The sequence below is a fragment of the Sphingomonas sp. GCM10030256 genome (genome assembly GCF_042666415.1).
Classification (GTDB): Bacteria; Pseudomonadota; Alphaproteobacteria; order Sphingomonadales; family Sphingomonadaceae; genus Sphingomicrobium.
Genome location: NZ_JBHTDI010000001.1, coordinates 255148 through 279280, shown reverse-complemented (window position 1 = coordinate 279280; position 24133 = coordinate 255148). Strand labels below are relative to the sequence as shown.

20 protein-coding genes are annotated in these 24133 nt (G+C 66.4%); 11 read left to right on the top strand and 9 right to left on the bottom strand.

Annotation, left to right across the window (positions count from 1 at the left end; all coding sequences use genetic code 11):
* Window positions 1–114 precede the first annotated feature (114 nt).
* Both purE and ACFQPG_RS01210 read left to right on the top strand, forming a co-directional pair.
* Entirely contained in the window at window positions 115–600 is a 486-nt protein-coding gene (purE, locus tag ACFQPG_RS01215; protein WP_380809600.1) for a 5-(carboxyamino)imidazole ribonucleotide mutase, read from the top strand.
* Window positions 597–1664 carry a 5-(carboxyamino)imidazole ribonucleotide synthase gene (locus ACFQPG_RS01210; RefSeq protein ID WP_380809599.1) on the top strand — a complete coding sequence of 356 codons (1068 nt, stop codon included), beginning with the start codon at window positions 597–599 and terminating at the stop codon, window positions 1662–1664. Before purE ends, ACFQPG_RS01210 begins: the two co-directional genes overlap by 4 nt.
* A gap of 3 nt (window positions 1665–1667) precedes the next feature.
* Here the strand turns inward: ACFQPG_RS01210 and ACFQPG_RS01205 are convergent, their stop codons facing one another.
* Window positions 1668–1976, bottom strand: a complete 309-nt coding sequence (locus tag ACFQPG_RS01205) for a hypothetical protein (protein WP_380809597.1) — start codon at window positions 1974–1976, stop codon at window positions 1668–1670.
* Between the two features lie 187 nt (window positions 1977–2163).
* Window positions 2164–5007, bottom strand: coding sequence for a M16 family metallopeptidase (locus tag ACFQPG_RS01200; protein WP_380809596.1), 2844 nt, complete (start codon window positions 5005–5007; stop codon window positions 2164–2166).
* A 205-nt stretch (window positions 5008–5212) separates the two neighbouring features.
* On the opposite strand from ACFQPG_RS01200, the gene lepA reads away from it, so the two are divergent.
* The 3 genes from lepA to ACFQPG_RS01185 all read left to right on the top strand — a co-directional run bounded on the left by lepA (window position 5213) and on the right by ACFQPG_RS01185 (window position 9803).
* A complete protein-coding gene (gene lepA / locus ACFQPG_RS01195; protein WP_380809594.1) occupies window positions 5213–7015 on the top strand; it encodes a translation elongation factor 4 in 1803 nt (600 codons plus the stop codon).
* 62 nt (window positions 7016–7077) lie between these two features.
* Window positions 7078–9420, top strand: coding sequence for a PAS domain S-box protein (locus ACFQPG_RS01190; RefSeq protein ID WP_380809592.1), 2343 nt, complete (start codon window positions 7078–7080; stop codon window positions 9418–9420).
* Between the two features lie 53 nt (window positions 9421–9473).
* Complete coding sequence (locus tag ACFQPG_RS01185) at window positions 9474–9803, top strand: hypothetical protein (RefSeq protein WP_380809590.1); 330 nt, start codon at window positions 9474–9476, stop codon at window positions 9801–9803.
* A gap of 19 nt (window positions 9804–9822) precedes the next feature.
* Here ACFQPG_RS01185 and ACFQPG_RS01180 read toward each other — a convergent pair whose 3' ends face one another.
* The gene (locus tag ACFQPG_RS01180; protein ID WP_380809588.1) at window positions 9823–12153 is read right to left on the bottom strand and encodes a putative bifunctional diguanylate cyclase/phosphodiesterase; all 2331 of its coding nucleotides are present in this window, start codon (window positions 12151–12153) and stop codon (window positions 9823–9825) included.
* A gap of 96 nt (window positions 12154–12249) precedes the next feature.
* Complete coding sequence (locus ACFQPG_RS01175) at window positions 12250–14196, bottom strand: M1 family metallopeptidase (protein WP_380809586.1); 1947 nt, start codon at window positions 14194–14196, stop codon at window positions 12250–12252.
* Window positions 14197–14304: 108 nt separating this feature from the next.
* On the opposite strand from ACFQPG_RS01175, the gene ACFQPG_RS01170 reads away from it, so the two are divergent.
* On the top strand, window positions 14305–15483 hold the full coding sequence (locus tag ACFQPG_RS01170; RefSeq protein ID WP_380809584.1) for a sensor histidine kinase: 1179 nt from the start codon (window positions 14305–14307) through the stop codon (window positions 15481–15483).
* Window positions 15484–15508: 25 nt separating this feature from the next.
* Window positions 15509–16318 carry a LytR/AlgR family response regulator transcription factor gene (locus ACFQPG_RS01165; RefSeq protein ID WP_380809582.1) on the top strand — a complete coding sequence of 270 codons (810 nt, stop codon included), beginning with the start codon at window positions 15509–15511 and terminating at the stop codon, window positions 16316–16318.
* A 42-nt stretch (window positions 16319–16360) separates the two neighbouring features.
* On the opposite strand, the gene ACFQPG_RS01160 is transcribed toward ACFQPG_RS01165, so the two are convergent.
* Together ACFQPG_RS01160 and ACFQPG_RS01155 are read right to left on the bottom strand one after the other, a co-directional pair.
* Entirely contained in the window at window positions 16361–16576 is a 216-nt protein-coding gene (locus tag ACFQPG_RS01160) for a hypothetical protein (protein ID WP_380809580.1), read from the bottom strand.
* Between the two features lie 36 nt (window positions 16577–16612).
* Window positions 16613–17119, bottom strand: a complete 507-nt coding sequence (locus ACFQPG_RS01155; RefSeq protein ID WP_380809579.1) for a hypothetical protein — start codon at window positions 17117–17119, stop codon at window positions 16613–16615.
* Window positions 17120–17218: 99 nt separating this feature from the next.
* Here ACFQPG_RS01155 and queG point away from each other — a divergent pair, with 99 nt between their 5' ends.
* Window positions 17219–18295: a tRNA epoxyqueuosine(34) reductase QueG gene (queG, locus tag ACFQPG_RS01150; protein ID WP_380809577.1), complete on the top strand. Its 1077-nt coding sequence runs from the start codon at window positions 17219–17221 to the stop codon at window positions 18293–18295.
* Here queG and ACFQPG_RS01145 read toward each other — a convergent pair.
* Window positions 18256–18612: a hypothetical protein gene (locus tag ACFQPG_RS01145; RefSeq protein ID WP_380809575.1), complete on the bottom strand. Its 357-nt coding sequence runs from the start codon at window positions 18610–18612 to the stop codon at window positions 18256–18258. The two genes, queG and ACFQPG_RS01145, sit on opposite strands and share 40 nt — an antisense overlap.
* A 162-nt stretch (window positions 18613–18774) precedes the next feature.
* On the opposite strand from ACFQPG_RS01145, the gene ACFQPG_RS01140 reads away from it, so the two are divergent.
* Complete coding sequence (locus tag ACFQPG_RS01140) at window positions 18775–19767, top strand: adenosine kinase (RefSeq protein ID WP_380809573.1); 993 nt, start codon at window positions 18775–18777, stop codon at window positions 19765–19767.
* A gap of 181 nt (window positions 19768–19948) precedes the next feature.
* On the opposite strand, the gene ACFQPG_RS01135 is transcribed toward ACFQPG_RS01140, so the two are convergent.
* Both ACFQPG_RS01135 and ACFQPG_RS01130 read right to left on the bottom strand, forming a co-directional pair.
* Window positions 19949–21556 (bottom strand): amino acid permease, encoded by a 1608-nt coding sequence (locus ACFQPG_RS01135; RefSeq protein WP_380809571.1) that lies wholly within the window; start codon window positions 21554–21556, stop codon window positions 19949–19951.
* 106 nt (window positions 21557–21662) lie between these two features.
* The gene (locus ACFQPG_RS01130) at window positions 21663–22040 is read right to left on the bottom strand and encodes a histidine triad nucleotide-binding protein (protein WP_380809569.1); all 378 of its coding nucleotides are present in this window, start codon (window positions 22038–22040) and stop codon (window positions 21663–21665) included.
* Window positions 22041–22093: 53 nt separating this feature from the next.
* Between ACFQPG_RS01130 and ACFQPG_RS01125 the strand changes: the two genes are divergently transcribed.
* Window positions 22094–22585, top strand: a complete 492-nt coding sequence (locus ACFQPG_RS01125; RefSeq protein ID WP_380809567.1) for an SspB family protein — start codon at window positions 22094–22096, stop codon at window positions 22583–22585.
* A gap of 123 nt (window positions 22586–22708) precedes the next feature.
* On the top strand, window positions 22709–24103 hold the full coding sequence (fumC, locus tag ACFQPG_RS01120; RefSeq protein ID WP_380809565.1) for a class II fumarate hydratase: 1395 nt from the start codon (window positions 22709–22711) through the stop codon (window positions 24101–24103).
* Window positions 24104–24133: the final 30 nt, after the last annotated feature.

Below are 24133 nucleotides of genomic sequence, written 5' to 3'. Positions count from 1 at the left end.
CATAATAGCGCGGATTTCCGGCGCTGTGGATAGTTTCGCAACAACTGTCTGACGATTGCCTCGTTCCGCGACACTTCGTAAGGCCCGCACTCCGGCGATGGGCAAGGATGGGTGATGAGCGAAGCGGCACTGGTGGGCATCATCATGGGCAGCACGTCGGATTGGGACACCATGCGCCATGCGGCAGATTGCCTGGACGACCTGCAGGTCGCGTACGAAACACGCATCGTCTCCGCCCACCGCACTCCCGATCGCTTGTACCGCTATGCGACGGGCGCAAGACAACGTGGGTTAAGGGTGATCATCGCGGGGGCGGGCGGCGCCGCTCACCTGCCCGGCATGGCGGCATCGATGACCAGCCTGCCGGTGCTGGGCGTACCGGTGGAAAGCAAGGCGCTGAACGGCGTCGACAGCCTGCTGTCGATCGTCCAGATGCCGGCGGGAGTGCCGGTTGGCACCCTGGCCATCGGCCGGGCGGGCGCGGTCAACGCCGCACTGCTCGCCGCCTCCATCCTCGCGCTCGGGGACGAAGCGCTGGAGATGAGGCTCGACGATTGGCGCGCTGAACAGACGGCGAGCGTGGGAGAGAGCCCGGAATGACGATCGAGCCGGGCGCCACGATCGGCATCGTCGGGGGCGGACAGCTTGGCCGGATGCTCAGCATTGCGGCGGCGCAGCTCGGCTATCGCTGCCACATCTACGATCCGCACGAGCGGCCGGTCGCTGCCGATGTGGCGGCGGCGTTCACCCGGGGAGCGTTCGACGATGGCGATGCGCTTCGAAGGTTCGGAGATGCGGTGGATGTCGCCACCTACGAGTTCGAGAATCTGCCGGTGGGACCACTCCGCCTGCTTGGACCCAAGCTCCGGCCGGGGCTGAAGTCGTTGGCCGTCGCGCAGGACCGCGCCGAGGAGAAGCGCTTCATCGAAGCCAGCGGCGGCCGGGTCGCTCCGTGGACGACGGTCGACTCGTTCGAGCAGGTGGAGGCCGCGGTCGAGAACCTCGGCGTGCCGCTCGTGCTCAAGACCCGGCGGTATGGCTACGACGGCAAGGGACAGGCCTGGGTTCGCTCCGCGGTCGAGGCCGCGCAGGCGTGGAGCTCGATTGGCGAGCAGCCGGCGGTCGCGGAGGCGGGGGTCGACTTCGCTGCCGAATTCTCGATCATCCTCGCACGGTCGGCTGATGCCAGCGTGGCGCGGTTCGAACCGCCGCAGAACGAACACCGCGACGGCATCCTCCGCCGCTCCACCGTGCCCGCCGGGCCAGCAGTTCTCGCTCAAGCCGCGGAGGCCCAGTGCGTGGCGGCAGGCATCGCAGCGGCACTGGACCATGTCGGCGTCCTCACCGTGGAGTTCTTCGCCGCGGCCGACGGGCCGATCGTCAATGAGATCGCCCCGCGCGTCCACAATAGCGGCCATTGGACGATCGAGGGTGCGGCCGCCTCGCAGTTCGAGCAGCATATCCGGGCGGTCTGTGGCCTACCCCTAGGATCGGCGCAGCTTCGCACCGGCGGTGCGGTGATGGACAATCTGATCGGCGACGATGTGCTTGGCTGGCGGGACCTGGTGGGGGAGCCTGGTGCGTCGGTGCACCTTTACGGCAAGGGCGCACCGCGGCCTCGCCGAAAGATGGGGCACGTTACCCGCGTCATGCCTCGCCCATAGGCGTCACCGGCGGACCGACGCCGTGACCCGATGCAGGAATGAATTGTGCCGGCTCAATCCCCGCTGCAGGTCGCGGTAGATCCCCCCGGCGAGCGAGGGTAGCAGGGCCTCGACGTGCGCCACGTCCTCAAAACGGCGGACGTCCAGGTGGACCCGCAGCTTCCCGTCGAACTCGAATTTGATCAGCGCGTCTCGCGGCAGCTGCTCGACCAGCACGCTGCGCAACTTCTCAAGCTCGTCGGTCACCGGAGTGGCCTGCGCTTCGGCGAACATGCTCTCGACATTCGCAGGTTCGCCCGTTTCGATGCTCATGGCGGCCTCGTACCTCTCCTGGGTTGGGCTACGCGCCTGAGCTACGCGGGAGGACAACCCTTCGGGCGACTCGCTGCTCTATGAATAGCTGTTATCTCGCAAGGTTTAAACGAGATTTGCGAACCGTCGCGGCGAACGGAGAAGGGCCTGACGCGTGCGCCAGGCCCTTCCTTCGCTCCGGCTAGGCTTACCGCGCTTCCGCCACCTCGACCGGCATGCCCAGCTTCGCCAGCTGCGGTTTCACCTTGGCCGCATCGCCGACCACGACCCAGACAAACCCGCGCGGATCGATCGCTCCGCGCAACGCCTGATCGAGGCCGGAGCGGGTAAGGCCGCGATACTTGTCCGCGAGCTGCTCGTAATAGTCGTCCGGACGGCCGTAGAGTTCGTTGGTGATCATCGCCTGCAGCACCGCCTGGCTGGTCTCGAACCGGCCCGGCAGCTGGTTGATGTTGTTGGCGACGGTGCGGGTGAGCTCCTCGTCGTTGACGCCCTTGGCGCCGAGCATGTCGCGGATCTGGCTGTTAAGCGCCGCGATCGACTCGCCAGTGCGGTCGGCCTGGACCGGGGCGGTGATCAGGTAGGGCACCGCCTTCTGGTTCAGCTGCACCGTGCCGCGCACACCGTAGGACCAGCCCTTGGTCTCGCGCAGGTCCATGTTGATCCGCGAGAGGAAGTTGCCGCCCAGGATGTCATTGGCACTGCTGATCGGAACGATGTCGCTGCGCGGATCAACCGGTGTCAGCTGCCCGCCGTAGATTACCGACTGCGGGGAGCCTGGCCGGTCGATCAGCACGATTCGCGGCGCGGTCGGACGCGCCGGGGCAGCAGCGAACGTCTTGTTGCCCTTGGGAGCCGCCGGCGCTTTCCACTCACCGAACCGGGCGTCGAGCTGCTGCTTGATCTCGGCCAGCGGCCGGTCGGAGACGACGAAGATCTGCATCGTGTCGGGACGCAACCAGGTCTGCTGGAAGCGAACCAGGTCGTCGCGGCTGAAGCTCTTCACCGCCGCCGGATCGCCGGCGCCGATCACCGCATAGGGATGGTTCGCGCCATAGAGCAGGGTGGGCAGCGCCCGAACCGCGATCTGGTTGGGGTCCTTCTGCGCCTGGGCAATCCCGGTCAGCACCTGGGCGCGGACCCGTTCCACCTCTTCCGGGGCGAAGGTCGGCCGCTCGACCACCGTTTCCAGCAGGTCAAGCGAGGGGCCGAGGTTGGCCGAGAGCGCCGACAGGATGACCGTGCTGCGATCGAGCGAGCTCTGGGTCGCGATCTCGGCGCCCAGCTCTTCCTGGCGCTCGGCTATCTGCTGTGAGGTCAGCTCGCCCGCGCCCTCGTCGAGCAGGCTGAGGGTGAGGTTCTGGAGGCCTCGCCCGTTGGGTGCGTCGGCCGCCGCGCCCGCGTCGAACAGCAGCCCGATCTGGGTCATCGGCACCGCGGTGCGCTGGGCGTAGAACAGCTGCACCCCGTTCGCCAGAGTAGTGCGCTCGACCGCGGGGAAGTCCAGCGCGGCGAGTGTGCCGAGCGGCGGCACCTCGCGCTTGGTCGACGGGGGAACCGCGACTTTGGCGCCCTTCTTCGGCGTGAACTTGGCCTCCTGGTAAGGCGGGCGCTCACCCGGCTCGAGGCGCAGCTTGAGTGCGGGCTTAGTCAGCCACTCCTGCATGGCGGTGCGGATTTCGGCTGGGGTGACCGTCGCATAAGCGTCGAGGTTCTTGCGGTACCAGTTGGCGTCGCCAGCGTAGACCTGGCCCTCAGCCAACGCGACGGCCTTGCCGCCGAAACCACCGACCTGTTCCAGCCCCTTGATCCGGTCCGCGACCTCGTTGGTCGCTGCACGGCGGACTTCCTCCTCAGTGGGTCCGTTGGCGACGAACTCGGCAATGATCTCGTCCAGCCGCTTTTCGACGAGCGCCGGATCGATGCCCGGCTTCACGGTCGCATTGGCGGTGAAGATCCCGACCCGCTGGAACGGGATCATGCCGGCGGAGACCGACACCGCCAGCTTCTCGTCACGAACCAGGATTTTGTCGAGCCGCGAGCTGGCGAGACCGCCGAGCACCGACCCGCCGACGTCCAGCGCGACCAGGCGGCGGTCGAGCAGGCCCGGCATTGGCCAGTAGCGGTTGATGGTGGTCGCCGCGACCCGGTCCTTCATGACGATGGTCTCGCGCTCCGCCAGCGTTGGGATGGCCGCGTCGGTCGGGGTGTTGACCGGCCCATTCTTGATCGCCCCGAAATATTTCTCGACCAGCGGCCGTGCCTCGGCGGCGTTGATGTCGCCCGCCAGCACCAGCACCGAATTGTTCGGCCCGTAATTGTTCACGAACCAGCTCTGCACGTCACGCAGGCTGGCGGCGTCCAGGTCGGCCATCGATCCGATCGGGCTGTGGCGATAAGGGTGGCCTTCGGGGAAGATGCCCTTCAGCACTTCGTAGAAGACGAGGCCGCCCGGATTGTTGTCGCCTTGGCGCTTCTCGTTCTGAACGACACCGCGCTGATTATCGAGCTTGTCCTGCGTCACGGCGCCGAGCAAATATCCCATGCGGTCACTTTCCATGAACAGCGCGCGATCCAGAGCGCCGCGCGGGACCGTCTGGAAATAGTTGGTGCGGTCGAAATGGGTGGTGCCGTTGTAGTCGGTCGCGCCGATCTGCTGCAGATACTGGAAGAAGTCGCCCGGCAGGTTTTCCGACCCGTTGAACATCAGATGCTCGAACAGGTGGGCAAAGCCGGTCTTGCCCTTGGGCTCGTCCTTGGACCCGACGTTGTACCAGGTGCTGACCGCCACCACCGGCGCCTTGCGGTCCTCATGCACGATCACGGTCAAGCCGTTGGCGAGACGGAAGATCTGGTTGGGGATGGTCACCTGACTGACCAGCGCTGGAACCGGCGCCGGTTCGGCCGGGGCAACCGCCACGGGCTGAACGGGAGCTGACGCAGTCTCGACCGGCTGAACGGTGGCAGTGGTACATGCCGCTAACGCCGAGGCGCTGGCGAGCAGAAGGGACAGGCGGCGAAGGGAATGCATTGGCTTGAAACTCCAAACGGAAATTCGCTTGTCGCCCGATGGTGGCGCGGGGTGCAACAGGAGTCATCCCATTCGACCAAGCGAGCCTCCGCTTCGACGAGTGGCGCGTGCAGTCGCGGCGGCTGACACGCCGCCCACCCTCTGCTAGCGGGCGCGGCGAGACTGACGTGGGCAAAGTGGCCCAAAAGCGCGAAGCTGGGAAATCATGACGCCTCTGGAACGAATTCGGAATTTCTCGATCATTGCCCATATCGATCATGGCAAATCGACGCTCGCCGATCGGCTGATCCAAACCACCGGTGGGCTGACCGAGCGGGAGATGTCCAGCCAGGTTCTCGACAACATGGATATCGAGAAGGAGCGCGGGATCACCATCAAGGCGCAGACGGTGCGGCTTGAATGGAAGGGATATGAGCTCAACCTGATGGACACGCCCGGCCATGTCGACTTCGCTTATGAAGTGTCGCGCAGCCTTGCGGCGTGTGAGGGCGCGCTGCTGGTGGTCGACGCGGCGCAGGGCGTCGAGGCGCAGACGCTGGCCAACGTCTACCAGTCGATCGAGCACGATCATGAGATCGTGCCCGTCATCAACAAGATCGACCTCCCCGCCGCCGAGCCCGAAAAGGTGCGCGCGGAAATCGAGGAAGTGATCGGGCTCGATGCGTCGGACGCGGTGATGACAAGCGCCAAGAGCGGCATCGGCATCGAGGAAGTGCTGGACGCCATTGTCGAGCGCATCCCGCCGCCGAAGGGGGACCGCGATGCGCCGCTCAAGGCGATGCTGGTCGACAGCTGGTACGACCCGTATCTGGGCGTCGTCATCCTGATCCGCGTGATCGACGGGGTGATCCGCAAGGGCCAGGAAATCCAGTTCATGGCCGCGGGCACCAAGCATCTGGTCGACCGCGTCGGCTGCATGCGGCCCAAGCTGGAAGTGCTGAACCAGCTTGCGGCGGGCGAGATCGGAATCATCACCGCGCAGATCAAGGAAGTCGCCCAGACCCGGGTTGGCGACACCATCACCGACGCCAGGAAGCCCGCCGCCGAAGCGCTGCCGGGCTTCAAGGAAGTTCAGCCGGTGGTGTTCTGCGGGCTATTCCCGGTCGACGCCGCCGATTTCGAGAAGCTGCGCGAGAGCATTTCCAAGCTCCGCCTCAACGACGCCAGCTTCAGCTTCGAGACCGAAACCTCCGCCGCGCTCGGCTTCGGCTTCCGCTGCGGCTTCCTCGGCCTCCTCCACCTCGAGATTATCCAGGAGCGGCTGACCCGCGAGTATGACCTCGACCTCATCACCACCGCGCCGTCGGTGGTCTACCGGATGATCCTTTCGCATTCAAAGAATGAGCCGGCGCAGACGATCGAGCTGCACAATCCGGCCGATATGCCCGATCCCAACCGGATCGAGAGCATCGAGGAGCCATGGATCGAGGCGACCATCTACGTCCCAGACGAATATCTCGGCCCCATCCTGAAGCTGTGCCAGGACCGTCGCGGCATCCAGAAGAACCTGACCTATGTCGGCGGCCGCGCGCAGCTGACCTACGAACTGCCATTGAATGAGGTGGTGTTCGATTTCTACGACCGGCTGAAGTCGATCTCCAAGGGCTATGCGAGCTTCGATTATCACCAGATCGGCCACCGCGAGGGCGACCTCGTCAAGATGAGCATCCTCGTCAACGAGGAGCCGGTCGACGCGCTGAGCATGATCGTCCACCGCGGCACCGCGGAGCAACGCGGCCGAGGCATGTGCGAGCGGCTGAAGGAGTTGATCCCGAGGCACCTGTTCAAGATCCCGATTCAGGCTGCGATCGGCGGCAAGGTCATCGCTCGCGAAACCATCAGCGCGATGCGCAAGGACGTCACCGCAAAATGTTACGGCGGCGACGCGACCCGCAAGCGCAAGCTTCTGGAGAAGCAGAAGAAGGGCAAGGCCAAGATGCGGGAGTATGGCAACGTGTCGATTCCGCAGGAGGCATTCATTGCGGCGCTGAGGATGGGAGAGGAATAAGCTGTCGGCCGCGGGCCGTGGTGGCTTTTCCCGCCCACAGTCTGAGTCTAGGCTGACCGGCGATGGCAACGGGACAGAACAGGGCCGGGCCGCAGCCGGCGGCGGGGTTCGGCTTTGCGCAGGTTCTTCGCATCGCGGATGCGCTGCCGATGCCGATCGGGCTGGTCGACACGTCGCTGACCTATCGCTTTGTCAACCGGGCCCTCGCCGAATTCTTCGAGCAACCACGCTCGCAGATCCTCGGGCGGACGGTGGCGGACGTGCTCGGACCCGCGCATTATGCCGAGCGTCGCGCGATGCTCGAAGGCGCGCTGGCGGGCCAGCGGCAGTGGTTCGCCGCAACGTTCGACCACCCGAGCCGCGGCATGCTTGCGCTCCAGGCCGAATATCTGCCGCAGAGGGATCACGCCGGAGATGTCGACGGAATCGTTCTCATCATCCTGGACGTCACGGAGCAAAGGATAGCCGAGCGGGCGTTGCGGGAGTCGGAAGCGCGCTTTCGGCGGATCGCCGACTCCGCGCCGGTAATGATGTGGGTTACCCGGCTCGACCGGCAGCGGGAGTTCGTCAACGAGGCCTATCTGGAATTTGCCGGGCTGACGGATGCCGAGGCGCGGACCCACGACTGGCGGGCATGGGTCCATCCGGACGATTATCCGCGGGTGGTCGCCTCGAGCCTGGAGGGGGAAGCCTCGTGCCGGCCGTTCACCCTGGAAGCGCGCTATCGGCGCTTCGACGGGGAGTGGCGCTGGCTGCGTTCCGTGTCGTCGCCGCGCTTCGGGCCCGACGGGAAGATGGTCGGATTCATCGGCGCGGCGTTCGACGTGACCTTGGCCAAGGAAGGGGAGTTGGAGCTTCGCCGGCTCGTCGAGGAGCGGACCGCGGAGTTGTCGGCAAGCGAAGCGCGGTTTCGGGCGGTGTTCGATACGGCGCTTGAGTTCATGGCACTGATGACACCCGAGGGCGAATACCTGGAGATGAACCGCACGGCGACGCAGTTGCTGGGCTTCACTCCCAAGGATGTGCTCGGCCGCAAGGCGTGGGAGGTCGCGCCGGTCGCGGACGACCCCGCCGCGGCGGCGGCGATGCGCGCCCTGCTGGAACGTGCGGCGCGGGGGGAGACCGCGGAATCGGAACTCACGATCCGGTCGGGCTCACGCATCGCGACTCACCTTGCTTCTGCCAAGCCGGTGCTCGACGAGGACGGCAAGCCGATCTACCTCGTCGGCGAGGCGCGCGACATCAGCGAATTGCGCGGGGCGCAGGCGCAGCTTCGGCAAAGCCAGAAAATGGAAGCGCTCGGCCAGCTGACCGGTGGGATCGCGCACGACTTCAACAATCTGCTGACGGTGGTGGTTGGCGGGCTCGATCTGATCGCGAAGCGCGAAGCGGACCCCAGGCTCAAGCGCTATGCCGCCAACGCGCTGGAAGCGGCGGAGCGCGGCGCCCGCCTGACGGCGCAGCTGCTGGCGTTCAGCCGGGTGCAGCGGCTGGAAGTGCGGCCGACCTTGGTGGCGCCGCTGATCGAGAACATGCGGCCGCTGCTGAAGAATGTGCTTGGCCCCGGCATCCGCAAGACCTTCGACCTCGACAACGTGCTCGCGCCGGTGATGGCTGACCCGACCCAGCTGGAGTTGGCGGTGCTCAACCTGGCGATCAACGCCCGCGACGCGATGCCGGAGGGCGGCGTGCTGGGCTTCCGCACGCAACAGGCGACGGTGGCCGGCGACCCCGAACTGGAGAACGGCGACTACATCGAGCTGATCATCTCCGATACCGGGACGGGCATGTCGTCGGAGGTGCTGGAGCGGGCGTTCGAGCCCTTCTTCACCACCAAGGAAGTGGGCAAGGGCACTGGCCTCGGCCTGTCCATGGTCTATGGCGTGGCCCGCCAGTCCGGCGGCACCGCGCGGGTGCGAAGCGCGCCTGGCCAAGGCACCAGCGTTCACCTGTTTTTCCGCATCGCTAAGGATCAGCCGTCGGTGGCCGAAGCGGGCGAACAGCATGTCGCGGCAGAGCAAGCGCGCAGCGCATCCGTGCTGGTGATCGACGACGACCCGGACGTGCGCGCCTTTATCGCGAACAGCTTGGAGGATCTCGGTTACGAGGTCCGCAGCGCGGCCGACGGCCAGTCCGGGCTGGCGGAGTTCGTCCGGCGCGAGCCGGACTTGGTGGTGCTCGACTTCATCATGCCCGGACTGTCCGGGGCACAGGTTGCGGCCGCCATCCGAGAGCACCGTGCGGGCCAGCCGATCCTGTTCGTCTCGGGTTACAGCGAAACGGCGACGATCAAGGAGGTCGCGCCGGATGCGCCGCTGCTGACCAAGCCGTTTCGCGCGGCGACGCTGGACCGGGCCGTGCAAGGCGCCCTCGGTCGTAAAAAGGACGGCGGTTCCGCGCGCTGAAGCCAATTGGTGATTGAGGTGTTATACCGGGAGAGCTCGAACGGGAGTTGCCGATGGTGTCGCCAATCCTGATTGCCGCACTGGCCGTGATCGAAACGCCGCCTGCCGAGCCCGCCCAGGCCGGCACCCTCAATGCCGAAGCAACGGAACTGTTCGACCGCGATCCGCAGCTGAAAGCCTGGGCGGTGCGCCGGTTCGATCGCAACGGCGACGGATGGCTGTCGCTGTTCGAGGCGCAGCCGGCGCTCGGCGTGTTCAAGGAGATTGCGGACGGCAATGGCGACGGTCGGGTGACCGTGCGCGAATATCAGGCTGCGGTGGAGTTCATCCGCGCCCGCTTTGCAGTCGCGCCGGTCGACGCCGCCGCGGTCAAATCGGAGTAATCGCCCGGCGCGGCCCGGCTCAGCCCGCCATCCGCTTGGCGCCCAGTCCGAGCACCATTTCGTTGGCCCGGTCGTAGGACAGCGGCCGGCCAAACAGGTAGCCCTGGATGGTGTCGCAGCCGAGGCTCCGCATCCGCTCGAAATCCTCGGCCGTTTCCACCCCTTCGGCGGTGACCGACATGCGGAAGCTCTTGGCCAGATGCACGATCGACTGGATGATCGCGATATTTTCCGGTCGGGTGCCAGCTTCACGGACAAAGCTGCCGTCGATCTTGAGCTTATGGAAGACAGCCTTGTTGAGGTAGCCGATTGACGAATAGCCAGTGCCGAAGTCGTCGAGCGCGATACCGACGCCGAGCGCCCGCAGCCTCCCGAGCACGTCTAGGGTCGTGCCGTTGTCGCCGAGGAACACGCCTTCGGTGACTTCCAGCTCGATTCGGTTGGCCGGCAGCCGGTTCTTCTTGAGCGCCTGCGACACCTTGGTCGGAAGGGCGGACGACATCTGCTTGGGGCTGATGTTCAGGGCCACCGTGATCGGCTCGGGCCAGGTCGCCGCCGCCTTGCACGCTTCCTCGATCACGAAGTCGCCGATCGCTGTCATCAGGCCGCACTCTTCGGCCACCGCGATGAAGACATTGGGCGGGACGAACCCCCGCTGCGGGTGGTTCCAGCGGATGAGGGCCTCGAAGCCGACCAGCTTCTGGGTCGGGGCGCTGACCAGTGGCTGGAAGACCAGGTGGAACTGCTTGAGGTCCAGCGCCTGGCGGAGGTCGCCTTCGAGGCGAACCCGGTCCTCCTGTTCGGACTGCAGCTCCGATGAGAAGTAGCGGGCGACCCCGCGGCCGGCGCCTTTGGCCTCGTACAGCGCGAGGTCGGCTTTTAGGATCAGGTCGTCGACGGTCGCTCCGTCGATCGGGCCAAAGGCGCATCCGATCGAGACGCCGATGCGAATCTCGATCCCGTCGATCAGGTAAGGCTGGGCGATCGCCCGGATGATCCGGTCGGACAGCTGTTCGACCTTCTTGCGGCTCTGGCCGTCCGGGACGACGATGGCGAATTCATCGCCGCCCATCCGTCCCACGTGACCGTCCGCGCCGACTTCGCCGCACAGCCGCTTGGCCACGGCCTGCAGGACGGCATCGCCCTTGGGGTGGCCGAAGGTGTCGTTGACCGGCTTGAACCCGTCCAGGTCGAGGAACATAATTGCGCAGGGGACATTGCCGGCGGTCGCGGTGCGCAGCGCTTCGCCGAGCAACTGGCGAACCCGGCCGCGGTTGGGGAGGCCCGACAGCACGTCCATGTTGGCAAGGTTCGTCAACCGCTCCTGGGTCTGGCGGACATCCGTGACATCCGACCCCACCCCGCGGAAGCCCTCGAAACGGCCGGCGGTGTCGATGATCGGATCGCCGGCTATGGACACCCAGCGGGTGCCGCGGGCGGTCTTCAGCTCCATGTCGAGAGCGTTGAACGGGCGGCGCTCCAGCAACACCCGCCCGAGCTCCGCATGGCCGCCAAGCAGGGCCGGAAGCGAATGGCCAAGAATTTGTGACGAGGGGCGCCCGAGCAGAGCGGTCATGCGGCTGGAGATGTAGGTGACGCGGTTATCGGCATCGACCTGCCACAGCCAGCCCACGCCGCGCTGCTCATATTCCTGCAGCAGCAACGCCGCGCTCTCGCTCTGCGAGCCCATGTCGGCGTTGGTCTTGAGCTGGTGGAACGCCCAGCGCGACACGGTCAGGACGCCGAAGATAGCGACGCCAAGGGTGAACAGGATCGCGAGCACATGCTGAAACGGCAAGGTGGCCCGCGCCATCACCAGCGCGACCGACAGGCCCGCGGTGAAGGCCGACATCCAGGCGATCGCGCAATTGGGGATGACGACCAGTCCGAGCCCGGCGACGCCAAGCCCGGCGATCAACGATCCGGCGATCACCTGCTGCTGCGGACCAAGACTCGGAAACAGGTAGATCGGAAGGGTCAGCCACGCCGCCGCACGGACCAGCACGTCGCCGATCAGAAGCGGTTGCGGGACCGGCCGACCCGAGCGGCCGACGCAGGTCACCGCCTGGTTGCGGGCCCACTGCATGGCCAGCAGGTTGAGCAGGACCACCGCCCCAGCCCACGGCAGCAGCAATTTGGTTGGCGCCTGGCCCCAGAGGGCGACGACGAACAACAGGGCCGCAACGATGTTGGCGGCGGCGAAGAAAGGTGCGAGCTGCCCGCGCGAGAGCAGCTGGACGTCGCGCAAGGGCGATCCGCCGACCTCCGAGTCCTTGGCCACCGCCAGCGACTCGCCATCCGGCAGGCGGGCCGCGATCATCCGCTTGTATCGGTCAGGTGCCTCGTACATCCGCACTCGCTTTCTTCTGGAGCGAGAGGGTTATTCGAAGAGGGTTTCGAGGGAGTTAAGAGATGTCCCCGCAGCCCGCTTTCTTGCTAACCGAGGTTAGGAGGCGCCCGCGCGGGCCTCGGACCCGGGCACCGCCTGCACGAGCTCGTCGAGCTCCTGGGTGACCATCGGATGGTAGATCGGCCGCGCGCGCGGGTAGAGGCGCCGCGCGATCGGCTGCCCCCACTGGCGATCCTCCATCAGCGCCTTGAACAGCGGCCGGACGAACTTGCGCCGCCCCTGGCTGGTGACGAACTGCTCGAGCGCCGGCACCGCGGGATCGTAGCGGTTCGCTACGGCAAGGCTCAGCCAGGCGAACAGCACCTCCTTGTTCGCTGTCCGGTTGAGGCCCAGCGTCTGGTCAAGCGCGCTCAGCCGCTCCGCGGCCAGCGTGCGCGGCAACTTGTTGAGAAAGCGCAGGCGCTCGTCGGTGGTCCAGCCCTGCCATGCGGCCCGGTCGGGTGCGCCGCCCCGCGCGAAGGCGGCGACCGCTGCATCCACCGCCGCGAACGCCTGGCGGTCGGCCGGTACGGCGTTAGCCGGAATGCCCGGCTGGTACACCCAGCGGTCGAGCTGCAGCTTGTGCTCCAGCGCCTTGTCGCCCTTGATCAGGTGCTGGCGGAGGTCGGCCAGGAACATGGCCGAGGTCACCGGCTTGAACGCATGCCGTTCGAACCATCCGCGCAGGAACGGGTCGAACCGCTCTCGGCCAACGGCCTGTTCGATCGTCCGGAGGAAGGCCGCGCCTTTCTCGTAGGCGATATCGGTCAGGCCGTCGTCGGGATGGCGGCCCTTGAGGTCGACCGCGAGCCGGGTATCGGCGCCGCTCGGGCCGCCATTGTCGGTGATCGCCGCGTTCATCCCGTCGATCCCGAGCGCCACCTGTTGCGCGGCGACCTTGGGCCCGTAGATCGCTTCCACGATCCGCCGTTCGGCGTAGGTGGTGGTGCCCTCGTTCAGCCAGAAGTCCGCCCAGGTCGCGTTGGTGGCGAGGTTGCCAGACCAGCTGTGCGCCAGCTCGTGCGCGATCAGGCTCACCAGGCTCTTGTCCCCGGCGAGGAACGTCGGCGTCAGGAAGGTAAGGGTCGGATTCTCCATGCCGCCGAACGGGAAGGATGGTGGCAGGACAATCATGTCGTAGCGACCCCAGCGGTACGGACCAAACAGCTTCTCGGCCGCGGTCACCATCTTTTCGGTGTCGACCAGCTCGGCCGCGGCCGCGTCGATCGTCGCGGGCTCCGCCCATACGCCCGTGCGCCGGCCCAGCTGGCGGAAGGTAAGGTCGCCGACGGCAATGGCGATGAGGTAGGGCGCGACCGGCTTGTCCATCCGGTAGCTGAAGCTGCTCATCCCGCCTTGCGTCAGCGGCTCGGCCGACTTCGGCGCGCTCATCACGGCGGTCAGCGGAGCCGGCACCTTGATCGTGGCTTCCCAGGTCTGGCGGATGCCGGGCGAATCCTGGGTCGGGATCCAGCTGCGGTTGAAGATCGACTGGCCCTGGCTGAACAGGAAGGGCTGCTGCTTGCCGGCGGTCTGCTGCGGGGTGAGCCACTGCAGCGCTTCCGCGTTGGGCGCCGACCTATAGCGGATCACCAGCCTCCGGGTGTCGGGGCGGAGCGCGATAGCGAACGGCGCGCCGAGGTTCGGGTCCGCGGGTCCGATGCGATACTGCAGCGGCTGGCCTTCGCCGTCGGTCACGGCCGTGACCTGATAACCCTTGCTGTCGAGGACGATCTGCTTGGCGTCGGGCTTGCGCTGGATGTCGAGCGTGGCGGTGCCGCCCACTCGCTTGGCGTCGAAGTCTACCGACAGATCCAGCGCGACGTGGGTGACCCGCGCTTCCAGCGGCTTGGCGAAGCTGTGCGGATCCTGCGCGTCGGCGGTTGTCAGCACCGGCGCCACCGCAGCGGATTCCGACGAGGCGGCCGGCTGCGAGCGGTCGGACACCTTGCAGGCCGGCAGCAGCAGGACGGCAAGGACAACAGTCAGGCGCGGAACGGTCATGGGGTCTCCTGGCGAGGCGCGCGTCGGATGCGGTTTTTCCTCCCGCCTCGCAATGGCGAACTTGGGCCTCTATATGCAAGCGGATGCGGCTGCAGGCTGAACGAATCCATGGCGACGGATAGCGCCACCCTGATGCGGCCGGAGCCAAGCGGCGCCCAATCCTTGAAGCGGCCGCGCGCGATTGCTCCGCGATCGGGGCCGCTCGCCCGGTCGGTCGGGCTGGACGTGCCCTTCTTCGCGGACAAGAACCGAGCCTTCTGGATCCTCCAGTCGGTCGGCTGGACCGGATACTTCGTGCTCCGGACCCTGGGCGGTGTCGCGAATGCGATGGGCCTGATGTTCGTGGTCCACACCCTTCTGCTGACCGCGACCGGCTATTCGCTGACCCTGCTGATGGGGACGCTGTTCCGGCGGCTGATCTCGATGCGCGCGCTCTACACGGTGGTGCTGAGTCTCGGCGCGGTGGTGCTTGCGTCGACCGCTTTCTCGATCATCGAGACGTGGAGTCATTCGACCTTCGTGGACCCGGGGTCGCGGCCGGTCGGGGTCAAGTATCTCGGCGCGATCCTGCTCAACTTCGCGCTTCTGGCGGCGTGGGCGGCGCTGTACTACGGGATCAACTATTACCTGCTGCTGGAAGACGAGATCGACCAGCGCGGGCGGCTGGAAAGTCAGGCGAGTTCGGCCCAGTTGGCGATGCTCCGCTACCAGCTCAACCCGCACTTCCTGTTCAACACGCTGAACAGCATCTCCACCCTGGTACTGCTGAAGCAGACCGAGCGGGCCAACGCCATGCTGGCACGTTTGTCGTCGTTCCTGCGCTACACGCTGGCCAACGAGCCGACGGCGCAGGTGACGCTGGCGCAAGAAGTGGAGACGCTGAAGCTTTACCTCGAGATCGAGAAGATGCGTTTCGAAGACCGGCTCCGGCCGCACTTCCGGATCGATGCGGCGACCATCGGCGCGCGGCTGCCGTCGTTGTTGCTCCAGCCGCTGATCGAGAATGCGATCAAATATGCGGTGACGCCGAGCGAGACCGGTGCCGACATCTGGATTTCGGCCCGGCGCGAGGGCAATGCGGTGTGCATCGAGGTGGCCGACAACGGCAGCGGCGGGCAGGACTGCCTGGTCGCCACTCAGTCCACCGGAGTCGGCCTGGCGAACACCAAGGACCGTCTGGCGCAGGCCTATGGCGCAGCGCACAGTTTCACGACCAAGACGAACGAACACGGGGGATTCAGCGTGATTGTGGAAATCCCGCTCGATGCGCGGCCGATCGCCGGGTGATGGGCAGGCAGGACAAGGAATTGGCATGAGCATTCGGACCATATTGGTCGACGACGAGCCGCTGGCGACGCAGGGTTTGCGGCTGCGGCTCGAAGCGCACGACGATGTCGAGGTGATCGCCACCGCCTCAAACGGGCGGGAGGCGATCCGGGCGATCAAGACCCACAAGCCGGATCTGGTGTTCCTGGACATCCAGATGCCGGGTTTCGACGGCTTTTCGGTCATCCAGGGCCTGATGGAAGTTGAGCCGCCTTTGTTCGTGTTCGTCACCGCCTTTGGCGACCACGCGCTTCGGGCGTTCGAGGCGCAGGCGGTCGACTATCTGATGAAGCCGGTCGAGGAAGACCGGCTGGCCGCGACCATGGAGCGGGTGCGTCAGCGCCTGTCCGAGAAGCGCGGCGCGCAGGAGGTGGAGCGGCTCAAGGAAGCGCTGGTCGAGCATGCGCCGGAGGCCGCGGAGGAACTGGCGGAGGGTAGCGGGACCACCGAACCGCACGCGTCCAACCGCTTCGAGAAGATGATCAACATCAAGGACCAGGGGCAGATCTTCCGCGTCGATGTGGATACGATCGAGCGGATCGATGCGGCCGGCGATTATATGTGCATCCAGACCAAGGACAACACGCTGATCCTGCGTGAAACGATGAAGGACTTGGAAAAGCGTCTGGACCCCCGCCGCTTTCAGCGGGTGCATCGCTCGACCATCGTCAACCTGGACCTGGTGCGGCAGGTCAAGCCGCATACCAACGGCGAATGCTTTTTGGTGCTGGACAGCGGGGCTCAGGTGAAGGTCAGCCGCTCCTACCGCGACGTGGTGGCAAGGTTCGTGCACTGAGCATGGACCGGAGGGCAGGTCCGCCCTCCGGTCCAGGTGATCTCATTGCGTGTTGGTCGGAGTCGGAGTGCCGCCCATGGTCTGGTCGCCGCCACCGACATCGCCGGCGGCCGCGATCTGCTGCTGAACCGCCTGGGCCAGCGCAGCGCTGGACGTCTTTGCGACGCAGCTGCCCTGACCGCCGGTGGACACCGACAGAACGCTGACCGACACGCCGCAAACGCTTGCCGCGACGTCGATCGGAACTTGGGCGTTCACCGGGATATTGGCGCGGTCGACCTTGAGGCTGACCGATTAGGTCGTTGAGAACATTCTGCAGATTGAGGTTGACCAGCGCAGGAATGCCGCTGCCGGTGCCGGTTCCCCCGGTCGAGCCGCTGCCGCCGGTCGTTCCCGTTCCGCCCGTTCCGGTACCGGCGTCCGCTCCAGGGGTCGTGTCCGAACCGCTGCTCGCCGCACCGGGGGCGAGGTCGTGTTGGCGGTGCAATTGGCTTGGCCGCCCGTCGAGACGGACAGAATGTTGATGTTCACCCCGCAGATGTTCGCGGCGATCGTAATCGGGATTTGCGCGTTCACCGGGATGTTGGCCTTGTCGAGCTTGAGGTCGAGCGACAGGTCGTTCAGCACGTTGCGCAGGTCGACGTTGACCGGCGACACCGCGGCCCCAGTGACGCCCTTGGCCGCGGATGCAACCGTATCTCCGGCGCTGCTCACCGCGTCCTTCATCCCGCTGCTCTGGCAGGCGCCTAAAGACAATCCCGCTGCGGCCAAGGCCATGCGGCTGATGATGATTTTGTTCATTCGTCCTCCCTGTTCCGAAACGCAATCGAGGCGGGTCCGGCTTTGTTTCCGCTTGCCCAAGACAAGACAGGTTCAGCCGTTCTGCGCTAAGAGGCGGCGGTGTTCGACCAGGCCACCCTCAAGCAGGCAATCCGCGAGGAAGCGGCGAAGCTGGGCTTCGTTCATTGCGGCTTTGCGCGTGCCGATGCGGTGCCGGAGGCGGGCGAGGCGCTGAAGGCGTGGGTGGCGGACGGCCGCCACGGCACGATGGACTGGATGGAAGAGCGGGTCGGCCAACGGGCGCACCCGCAGGCGCTGTGGCCCGAAGCGAAGAGCGTGATTGCGCTGGCGATGAGCTACGCCCCGGCCCAGGACCCGCGGCGTCTGGCGCAGGACCCGCAGGTCGGCCGGATCAGCGTCTATGCCCAGGGCGGCGACTATCACAAGTTCGTCAAGAAGGCGCTGAAGGCCCTTGCCCGCTTCATCGTCGAACAGGTGCCGTCCGAGCTCAAGGTGTTCGTCGACACCGCCCCGGTGATGGAAAAGCCGCTGTCGGCAGCCGCCGGGATCGGCTGGCAGGGCAAGCACACCAACCTGCTGTCGCGGACCGAGGGCAATTGGCTGTTCCTGGGCGTGATCTTCACTGCGCTTGAGCTGGAACCCGACCCACCCGCGAGCAGCCATTGCGGAAGCTGCACCCGCTGCCTCGCGGCCTGCCCGACCGCCGCCTTCGACGGGCCCGGGCGGATCGATGCCCGGCGCTGCATCTCCTACCTGACGATCGAGCATTCTGGCCCAATCCCGCACGAGTTCCGATCGGCGATGGGCAACCGCATTTACGGCTGTGATGATTGCCTCTCCGCCTGCCCGTGGAACCGGTTTGCGGAAGCGGCGCACGCCAACCGTGCTTTCCTGCCGCGCGCGGAGTTGGCCGCGCCGCGACTGGCGGACCTGCTGGCGCTCGACGAGACCGCTTTTCGGGAGGTGTTCGCCGGCTCCCCGATCAAACGGATCGGGATCGCGCGCTTCCTGCGCAACTGCCTGATCGCGGCGGGCAACAGCGGCGACGCAGCCCTGCTACCAAATATCCGCGCGCATCTGGATAGCCCGGATCCGGTGGTTGCCGAGGCGGCAACGTGGGCCGCCGAACGGGTGGCTCACCCCGCCGCGTCGATTGCCGCGACGCAAGCTGCCTGATCGGTAGGATCGCCGGTCGTCCGGCGCGCTTCGACATAGGTGACCCGTTCGAGCCCCGCGCCGGAGGCGGGCGGATAAAGGTAGGCGTCGAGGACGCAGGCGCTGCCTGCCCATTGCAGCTTCAGGCCAGGCCCTTCGCGCACCTGGAAGGAGGGTGCGCCGAAGCGGGCGCCGAGCTCCTGTACCGAAAGGCCGATGAGATTACCGGTCTGGACGGGCTGGACAGGGGGTGTCGGCCGCACGGGGGCCGGCGGTGGAGTCTTGGTCGCGCAGGCGGCGAGCAGCAGGGCGGAGGCAGTCGATAGGAGGATGCGCATGGCGCACCCCTGTCATTGCGAGCGCAGCGAAGCAATCCAGTCTCTCACAAGGCAACGTCGCTGGATTGCCGCCCCGCCCCGACCGCCTCGCAATGACGAGTGTTGATGGACCGGCCGCCGGCCGCTACCCGGCGCGCTTCCCAGACCTCAGCAGGATATTCCATGACCCAGCCCCGCCTCGACGTGCTCGCCATCGGCAATGCGATCGTCGACGTCATCGCCGATGCCGACGACGGTTTCCTGGCCGAGCAAAGCCTCGACAAGGGCTCGATGCGGCTGATCGACGAGGCCGAGGCGGAGCGGCTGTACGGCCTGATGGGCCCGGGGCGGGAGGCGAGTGGAGGTTCCGCCGGCAACACCGCTGCCGGGCTCGCCGCGCTTGGCATCCGCACCGGCTTCATCGGCCAGGTCGCCGACGACCAGCTCGGCGCAATTTACCGCCATGACATCCAGACCCTCGGCGTCGACTTCCTGGTCGAGCCGCGAAGAGACGTCGGCGCCACGGCGCGCTGCCTGATCCTGGTCACCCCGGATGCGCAGCGGACGATGAACACCTTCCTTGGCGCCGCCCAGAAGCTAGATGCGTCCGCGATCGACCATGCCGCAGTGGCGGACGCCGGCATCCTCTACCTCGAAGGATATCTGTGGGATCCGGAAGGTCCGCGCCACGCTATGGAAGCGGCAATCGACGCCGCCAAGGCGGCGGGGCGCAAGGTCGCCTTCACCCTATCTGACACGTTCGTCGTCGACCGCCACCGGGCCGACTTCCTGCGGCTCATGGACGAGGGCCGGATAGACATCCTGTTTGCCAATGCGATGGAGTTGGCCGCGATGACCGGCGAGGACGACTTCGATGCCGGTGTCGCGGCGCTTGCGCCCAAGCTGCCGCTGCTGGTGGTGACCCATGGCGACCAGGGCGCCGTCGCCGTGGCGGGCGAGGAGCGGGCGCGGGTCGCGGCCGAGCCGATCGAGCGGCTGGTTGACACCACGGGCGCGGGCGACCTGTTCGCCGCGGGCTTCCTCGCGGGGCAGGCGCGTGGGCTGGGGCTGGAGCAGTCCCTCAAGCTGGGCGCCATCGCTGCCGCCGAGGTGATCCAGCATTACGGCGCTCGGCCGGAGAAGGACTTGAAGGCGCTGGCGGGCGGGTTGCTCTGATTTCCTCCCCGCGGTTTCGCGGGGAGGGGGACCACTCGAAGAATGGTGGAGGGGTTCTTTGCCACGACGAAGAACCCCTCCGTCAGCCTGCGGCTGCCACCTCCCCGCGAAAGGGCGGGGAGGATAAAAAAGGGCGGCTCCATCGCTGGAGCCGCCCTCTTCGTTTGTCCCGGACCTGAAATCAGGTCTGGTCGGGAAGTCCGCGATGCGGGGCCCGGTCGTCCACGCCGGGGATCGGGGGCGCGATCTCCTCGATCTCCGTTTCGTGCACTTCCACCCGGCCTTGGCCGAGATGGCTGTGGCGGTAGCTGTAGAGATAATAGATGACGAGGCCGAGCGCTCCCCACACCGGCAGCACGATCATCGCTTCGAACGGCAGGTTGAGGAACAGGAAGATCGTCCCCGCGATGGTCGCCGGACCGAGCAGCCACAGCGCCGGGGTCTTGAACTTCCGCGGCCGGTCCGGCTCCGCCTTGCGCAGCATCATCACCGCGATGGCGACCATCATGAAGGCGTAGAGCGTGCCCGCATTGGCGATGTCGGCCAGCTGCCCGACCGGCAGGAAGGCCGCCGCGATCGCGACGACGATGCCCGTCAGCGCCGTCACGATGTAGGGCGTCTTCCATTTCGGGTGGATGGTCGACAGCTTCTCGGGAAGGAGCCCGTCGCGGCTCATCACGAAGAAGATTCGGGTCTGGCCGAACAGCAGGATCAGGATCACGGACGGCAGTGCGACGAAGGCGGCGATGCCAAGCATGTTGCCGATTGAGGAGAAGCCGATCTCGCGCAGCACGTGGGCCAGCGCCTCGTTGGAGCAGACCAGCCATTGGCTGTACTGCGGCAGCGCGCACTGGCGGGCGAGCTCTTCCGAGCCGGCCGGGAACGGGATTCCGCCCGGACCCATGATCGGCTGGCCGCCGCTCGGCGACGCGCCGATCGCTCCTGCGGCAACCAGGATGTAGAAGACGGTACAGATCAGCAGGCTTCCGACGAGGCCGATCGGCACGTTGCGCTGCGGGTCGCGGGTTTCTTCCGCTGCCGTGGAGACCGCGTCGAAGCCGACATAAGCGAAGAAGATGGTCGCCGCCGCGCCGACCGCGCCGATGCCGGAGCCGAAGCCGCCGAACACTCCTGCCGGCAGGAACGGGTTGAAGTGGCTCATCTCCGCCTTGGGGAGGGTCAGGATGATGAAGATCGTCAGCGCCGTGACCTTGATCGCCACCAGCACGGCGTTGACCTTGGCGCTCTCGCTGGTGCCGATCATCAGCAGCCAGGTGACCAGCAGCGCGATCACCATCGCCGGCAGGTTGATCAGCCCGCCCGGTGCGCCGCCCAACGCCAGCGGTCCGGCCGCAAGCCAGGGTGGCAGGCTGACGCCAAGGAATTCGTTGAGGATCGTACCGGTGAAATAGCCGGACCAGCCGACCGACACTGCCGATGCGGCAACCGCATATTCAAGCACGAGCGCCCAGCCGACCGTCCAGGCCAGCAGCTCGCCCATTACCGAGTAGGTGTAGGTATAGGCCGAACCGGCGACCGGGATCATCGCCGCGATCTCCGCATAGCAAAGGGCTGCGACGATGCAGATCGCACCGGCAATGGCGAAGGCGAGCATCAGGCCGGGACCGGCCTTCTGCGCGCCGGCCGAGGTCAGCACGAAGATGCCGGTGCCGATGACGCAGCCGATGCCGAACAGGGTGAGCTGGAGCGCCCCCAGCGAGCGGTGCAGCGATTTCTTCTCGGCTGTGGCGAGAATGGCGTCGAGCGGTTTGACGCGAGCGAACTTCATTGCGATCCCCTTGGATGCGGCGCGCCCTCCCAAGGCACGCCGGTCTTGCGGGGGAGCCTAGCGGCTCATTTCGCCGGTGCAATCCCTCTTCGCGTCAGCTTTCGTGTCACCGCGCCAGCATCGGGCCGAGTGGCTGTCCGCCGAAGATGTGCACGTGGAGGTGGCCGACCTCCTGGCCGGCGCGCTTGCCGATGTTGGCGAGGAGGCGGTAGCCCTGGACGACGACGCCCTGGTCGCGCGCCACCTTGCCGACGGCGCGGACGAAGCCCGCGATCTCCGCTTCAGTCGCCCGGTCGCTGAAATCGTCCCAGCTGACGTAGGCTCCTTTCGGGATCACCAGGATGTGCACCGCGGCGAGCGGGTTGATGTCGTGGAAGGCGAGCGCATGCTCGTCCTCGTAGACCGTCTCCGCGGGCAGCTCGCCGCGCAGGATCCGGGCGAAAATGTTGCTTTCGTCATACGGCTTGGTCGCATCGATCGGCATTCGGTCGGACTCCGGCTTGACCCATTTCGGGGCATCGCTACCACGCTTTGACCATGACCGACGAGACACCAGAAAGCCTGATTCCCTACGACGAGATCGTTCAGGAAGCGCTCCGCGACGTGGTCGGCCGAGTGTTGAAGGAGGTGGAACGCGGCGGCGCGCTGCCTGGCGGGCATCACTTCTACATCACGTTCAAGACCGGGCTGCCAGGGGTCGAGATCCCGAAGCATCTGTCCCAACGCTTCCCCGACGAGATGACTATTGTCATCCAGCACCGCTATTGGGACCTCAAGGTCGACAAGGACATGTTCAGCGTCGGGCTGTCGTTCGGAGGCGTGCCTTCGACCCTCCGCGTGCCTTTTGCGGCGGTGACCGACTTCGTCGATCCGGCGGTGGATTTCTCGCTCAAGTTCCAGGCGAACGGCGCCGACGGCTCTCCGCACGAGCAGCATGACGCGCCGGAGAATGACGAGCCGGTAGTTGCAGCCGCTCCGGCCGAGGATGGGTCCAACGTCGTCAGCGTGGATTTCACGCGGAAGAAGTAATCTGCGTCATTGCGAGCGAACCGAAGCAATCCAGTTGCTCTTCGCTCTTCCGGTCGAAGAAACTGGATTGCTTCGTCGCTTCGCTCCTCGCAATGACGCGAGCGAAACAAGTACGAGGATCTCATGCCCGCACAAACCCGCACCGAGACCGACAGCTTCGGTCCGCTCGAAGTACCCGCCGACTGCTATTGGGGCGCCCAGACCGAGCGCTCGATCGGGAACTTTCCGTTCGGCCCGCGCGAGCAGATGCCGGTGGAGATCGTCCATGCGCTGGGCTATGTGAAGCAGGCGGCGGCGCGGGTGAATGCGCGGATCGGCGGGCTCGATCCGCAGCTCGCCGAGGCTATCCAGCAGGCGGCCGGTGAGGTCGCGCGCGGCGACCTCGACCGCCAGTTTCCGCTGGTCGTCTGGCAGACCGGGTCGGGCACCCAGTCGAACATGAACGCCAATGAGGTGATTGCCGGCCGGGCCAACGAGATCCTCACCGGCAAGCGCGGCGGCAAGAGCCCGGTCCACCCCAACGACCATGTCAACATGGGCCAGTCGTCGAACGACAGCTTCCCGACCGCCATGCACATTGCGGCGGGCCGAGCGGTGCATAAGCAGTTGCTGCCGGCGCTGCGGATGATCCATGCGCGGCTCGCCGACCAGGCCGAGCGCTGGGACGGCATCGTCAAGATCGGCCGTACCCACCTGCAGGACGCGACCCCGCTGACACTGGGGCAGGAATTCAGCGGCTATGCGGCGCAGATCGCCGACTGCATCGACCGGGTCGAAGGCTGCTTGGGGCGGGTGATGCGCCTGGCCCAGGGCGGTACGGCGGTCGGCACCGGCCTCAACGCGCCCAAGGGGTTCGCCGAAGCGTTCGCTGCCGAAGTCGCCAACCTGACGCAACTGCCCTTCACCTCGGCGCCCAACAAGTTCGCGGAGCTTGCGGCGCACGACACGCTGGTCGAGCTGTCGGGCGTCCTCAACACGATCGCGGTCGCGCTCAGCAAGATCGCCAACGACGTGCGGCTGCTCGGCTCCGGTCCGCGCTGCGGCCTTGGCGAGCTGAAGCTTCCGGAGAATGAGCCGGGCAGCTCGATCATGCCGGGCAAGGTCAACCCGACCCAGGCGGAGATGCTGACCATGGTCGCGGCGCAGGTCATGGGCAACCATGTCGCGGTGACGATCGGTGGGCTCCAGGGGCATATGGAGCTGAACGTGTTCAAGCCGCTGATCGGGGCGAACGTGGTCCGCTCCATCGCCTTGCTGTCAACCGGAATGGAAAGCTTCACCGAGCGGATGCTGGACGGCACCGAGCCGGATGAGCGCCGGATCGCCGACCTGTTGAACCGCTCGCTGATGCTGGTCACGGCACTGGCGCCGGAGATCGGCTACGACAATGCCGCGACCATCGCCAAGCATGCCCACAAGAAGGGGCTGACGCTCAAGGAAGCGGGGTTGGAGTTGGGCCTGGTCGACGAGGAGACCTTCGGCCGGGTAGTGAAGCCGGAGAAGATGCTCGGGCGGTAACCCTGATAGGGGGTGGCCGGACAGGGGGGC

Coding starts and splice junctions, on each gene's coding strand:
- purE (WP_380809600.1), top strand. CDS start 115: ATGAGCGAAGCGGCACTGGTGGGCATCATCATGGGCAGCACGTCGGAT.
- ACFQPG_RS01210 (WP_380809599.1), top strand. CDS start 597: ATGACGATCGAGCCGGGCGCCACGATCGGCATCGTCGGGGGCGGACAG.
- ACFQPG_RS01205 (WP_380809597.1), bottom strand. CDS start 1,976: ATGAGCATCGAAACGGGCGAACCTGCGAATGTCGAGAGCATGTTCGCC.
- ACFQPG_RS01200 (WP_380809596.1), bottom strand. CDS start 5,007: ATGCATTCCCTTCGCCGCCTGTCCCTTCTGCTCGCCAGCGCCTCGGCG.
- lepA (WP_380809594.1), top strand. CDS start 5,213: ATGACGCCTCTGGAACGAATTCGGAATTTCTCGATCATTGCCCATATC.
- ACFQPG_RS01190 (WP_380809592.1), top strand. CDS start 7,078: ATGGCAACGGGACAGAACAGGGCCGGGCCGCAGCCGGCGGCGGGGTTC.
- ACFQPG_RS01185 (WP_380809590.1), top strand. CDS start 9,474: ATGGTGTCGCCAATCCTGATTGCCGCACTGGCCGTGATCGAAACGCCG.
- ACFQPG_RS01180 (WP_380809588.1), bottom strand. CDS start 12,153: ATGTACGAGGCACCTGACCGATACAAGCGGATGATCGCGGCCCGCCTG.
- ACFQPG_RS01175 (WP_380809586.1), bottom strand. CDS start 14,196: ATGACCGTTCCGCGCCTGACTGTTGTCCTTGCCGTCCTGCTGCTGCCG.
- ACFQPG_RS01170 (WP_380809584.1), top strand. CDS start 14,305: ATGGCGACGGATAGCGCCACCCTGATGCGGCCGGAGCCAAGCGGCGCC.
- ACFQPG_RS01165 (WP_380809582.1), top strand. CDS start 15,509: ATGAGCATTCGGACCATATTGGTCGACGACGAGCCGCTGGCGACGCAG.
- ACFQPG_RS01155 (WP_380809579.1), bottom strand. CDS start 17,119: ATGAACAAAATCATCATCAGCCGCATGGCCTTGGCCGCAGCGGGATTG.
- ACFQPG_RS01145 (WP_380809575.1), bottom strand. CDS start 18,612: ATGCGCATCCTCCTATCGACTGCCTCCGCCCTGCTGCTCGCCGCCTGC.
- ACFQPG_RS01140 (WP_380809573.1), top strand. CDS start 18,775: ATGACCCAGCCCCGCCTCGACGTGCTCGCCATCGGCAATGCGATCGTC.
- ACFQPG_RS01135 (WP_380809571.1), bottom strand. CDS start 21,556: ATGAAGTTCGCTCGCGTCAAACCGCTCGACGCCATTCTCGCCACAGCC.
- ACFQPG_RS01130 (WP_380809569.1), bottom strand. CDS start 22,040: ATGCCGATCGATGCGACCAAGCCGTATGACGAAAGCAACATTTTCGCC.
- ACFQPG_RS01125 (WP_380809567.1), top strand. CDS start 22,094: ATGACCGACGAGACACCAGAAAGCCTGATTCCCTACGACGAGATCGTT.
- fumC (WP_380809565.1), top strand. CDS start 22,709: ATGCCCGCACAAACCCGCACCGAGACCGACAGCTTCGGTCCGCTCGAA.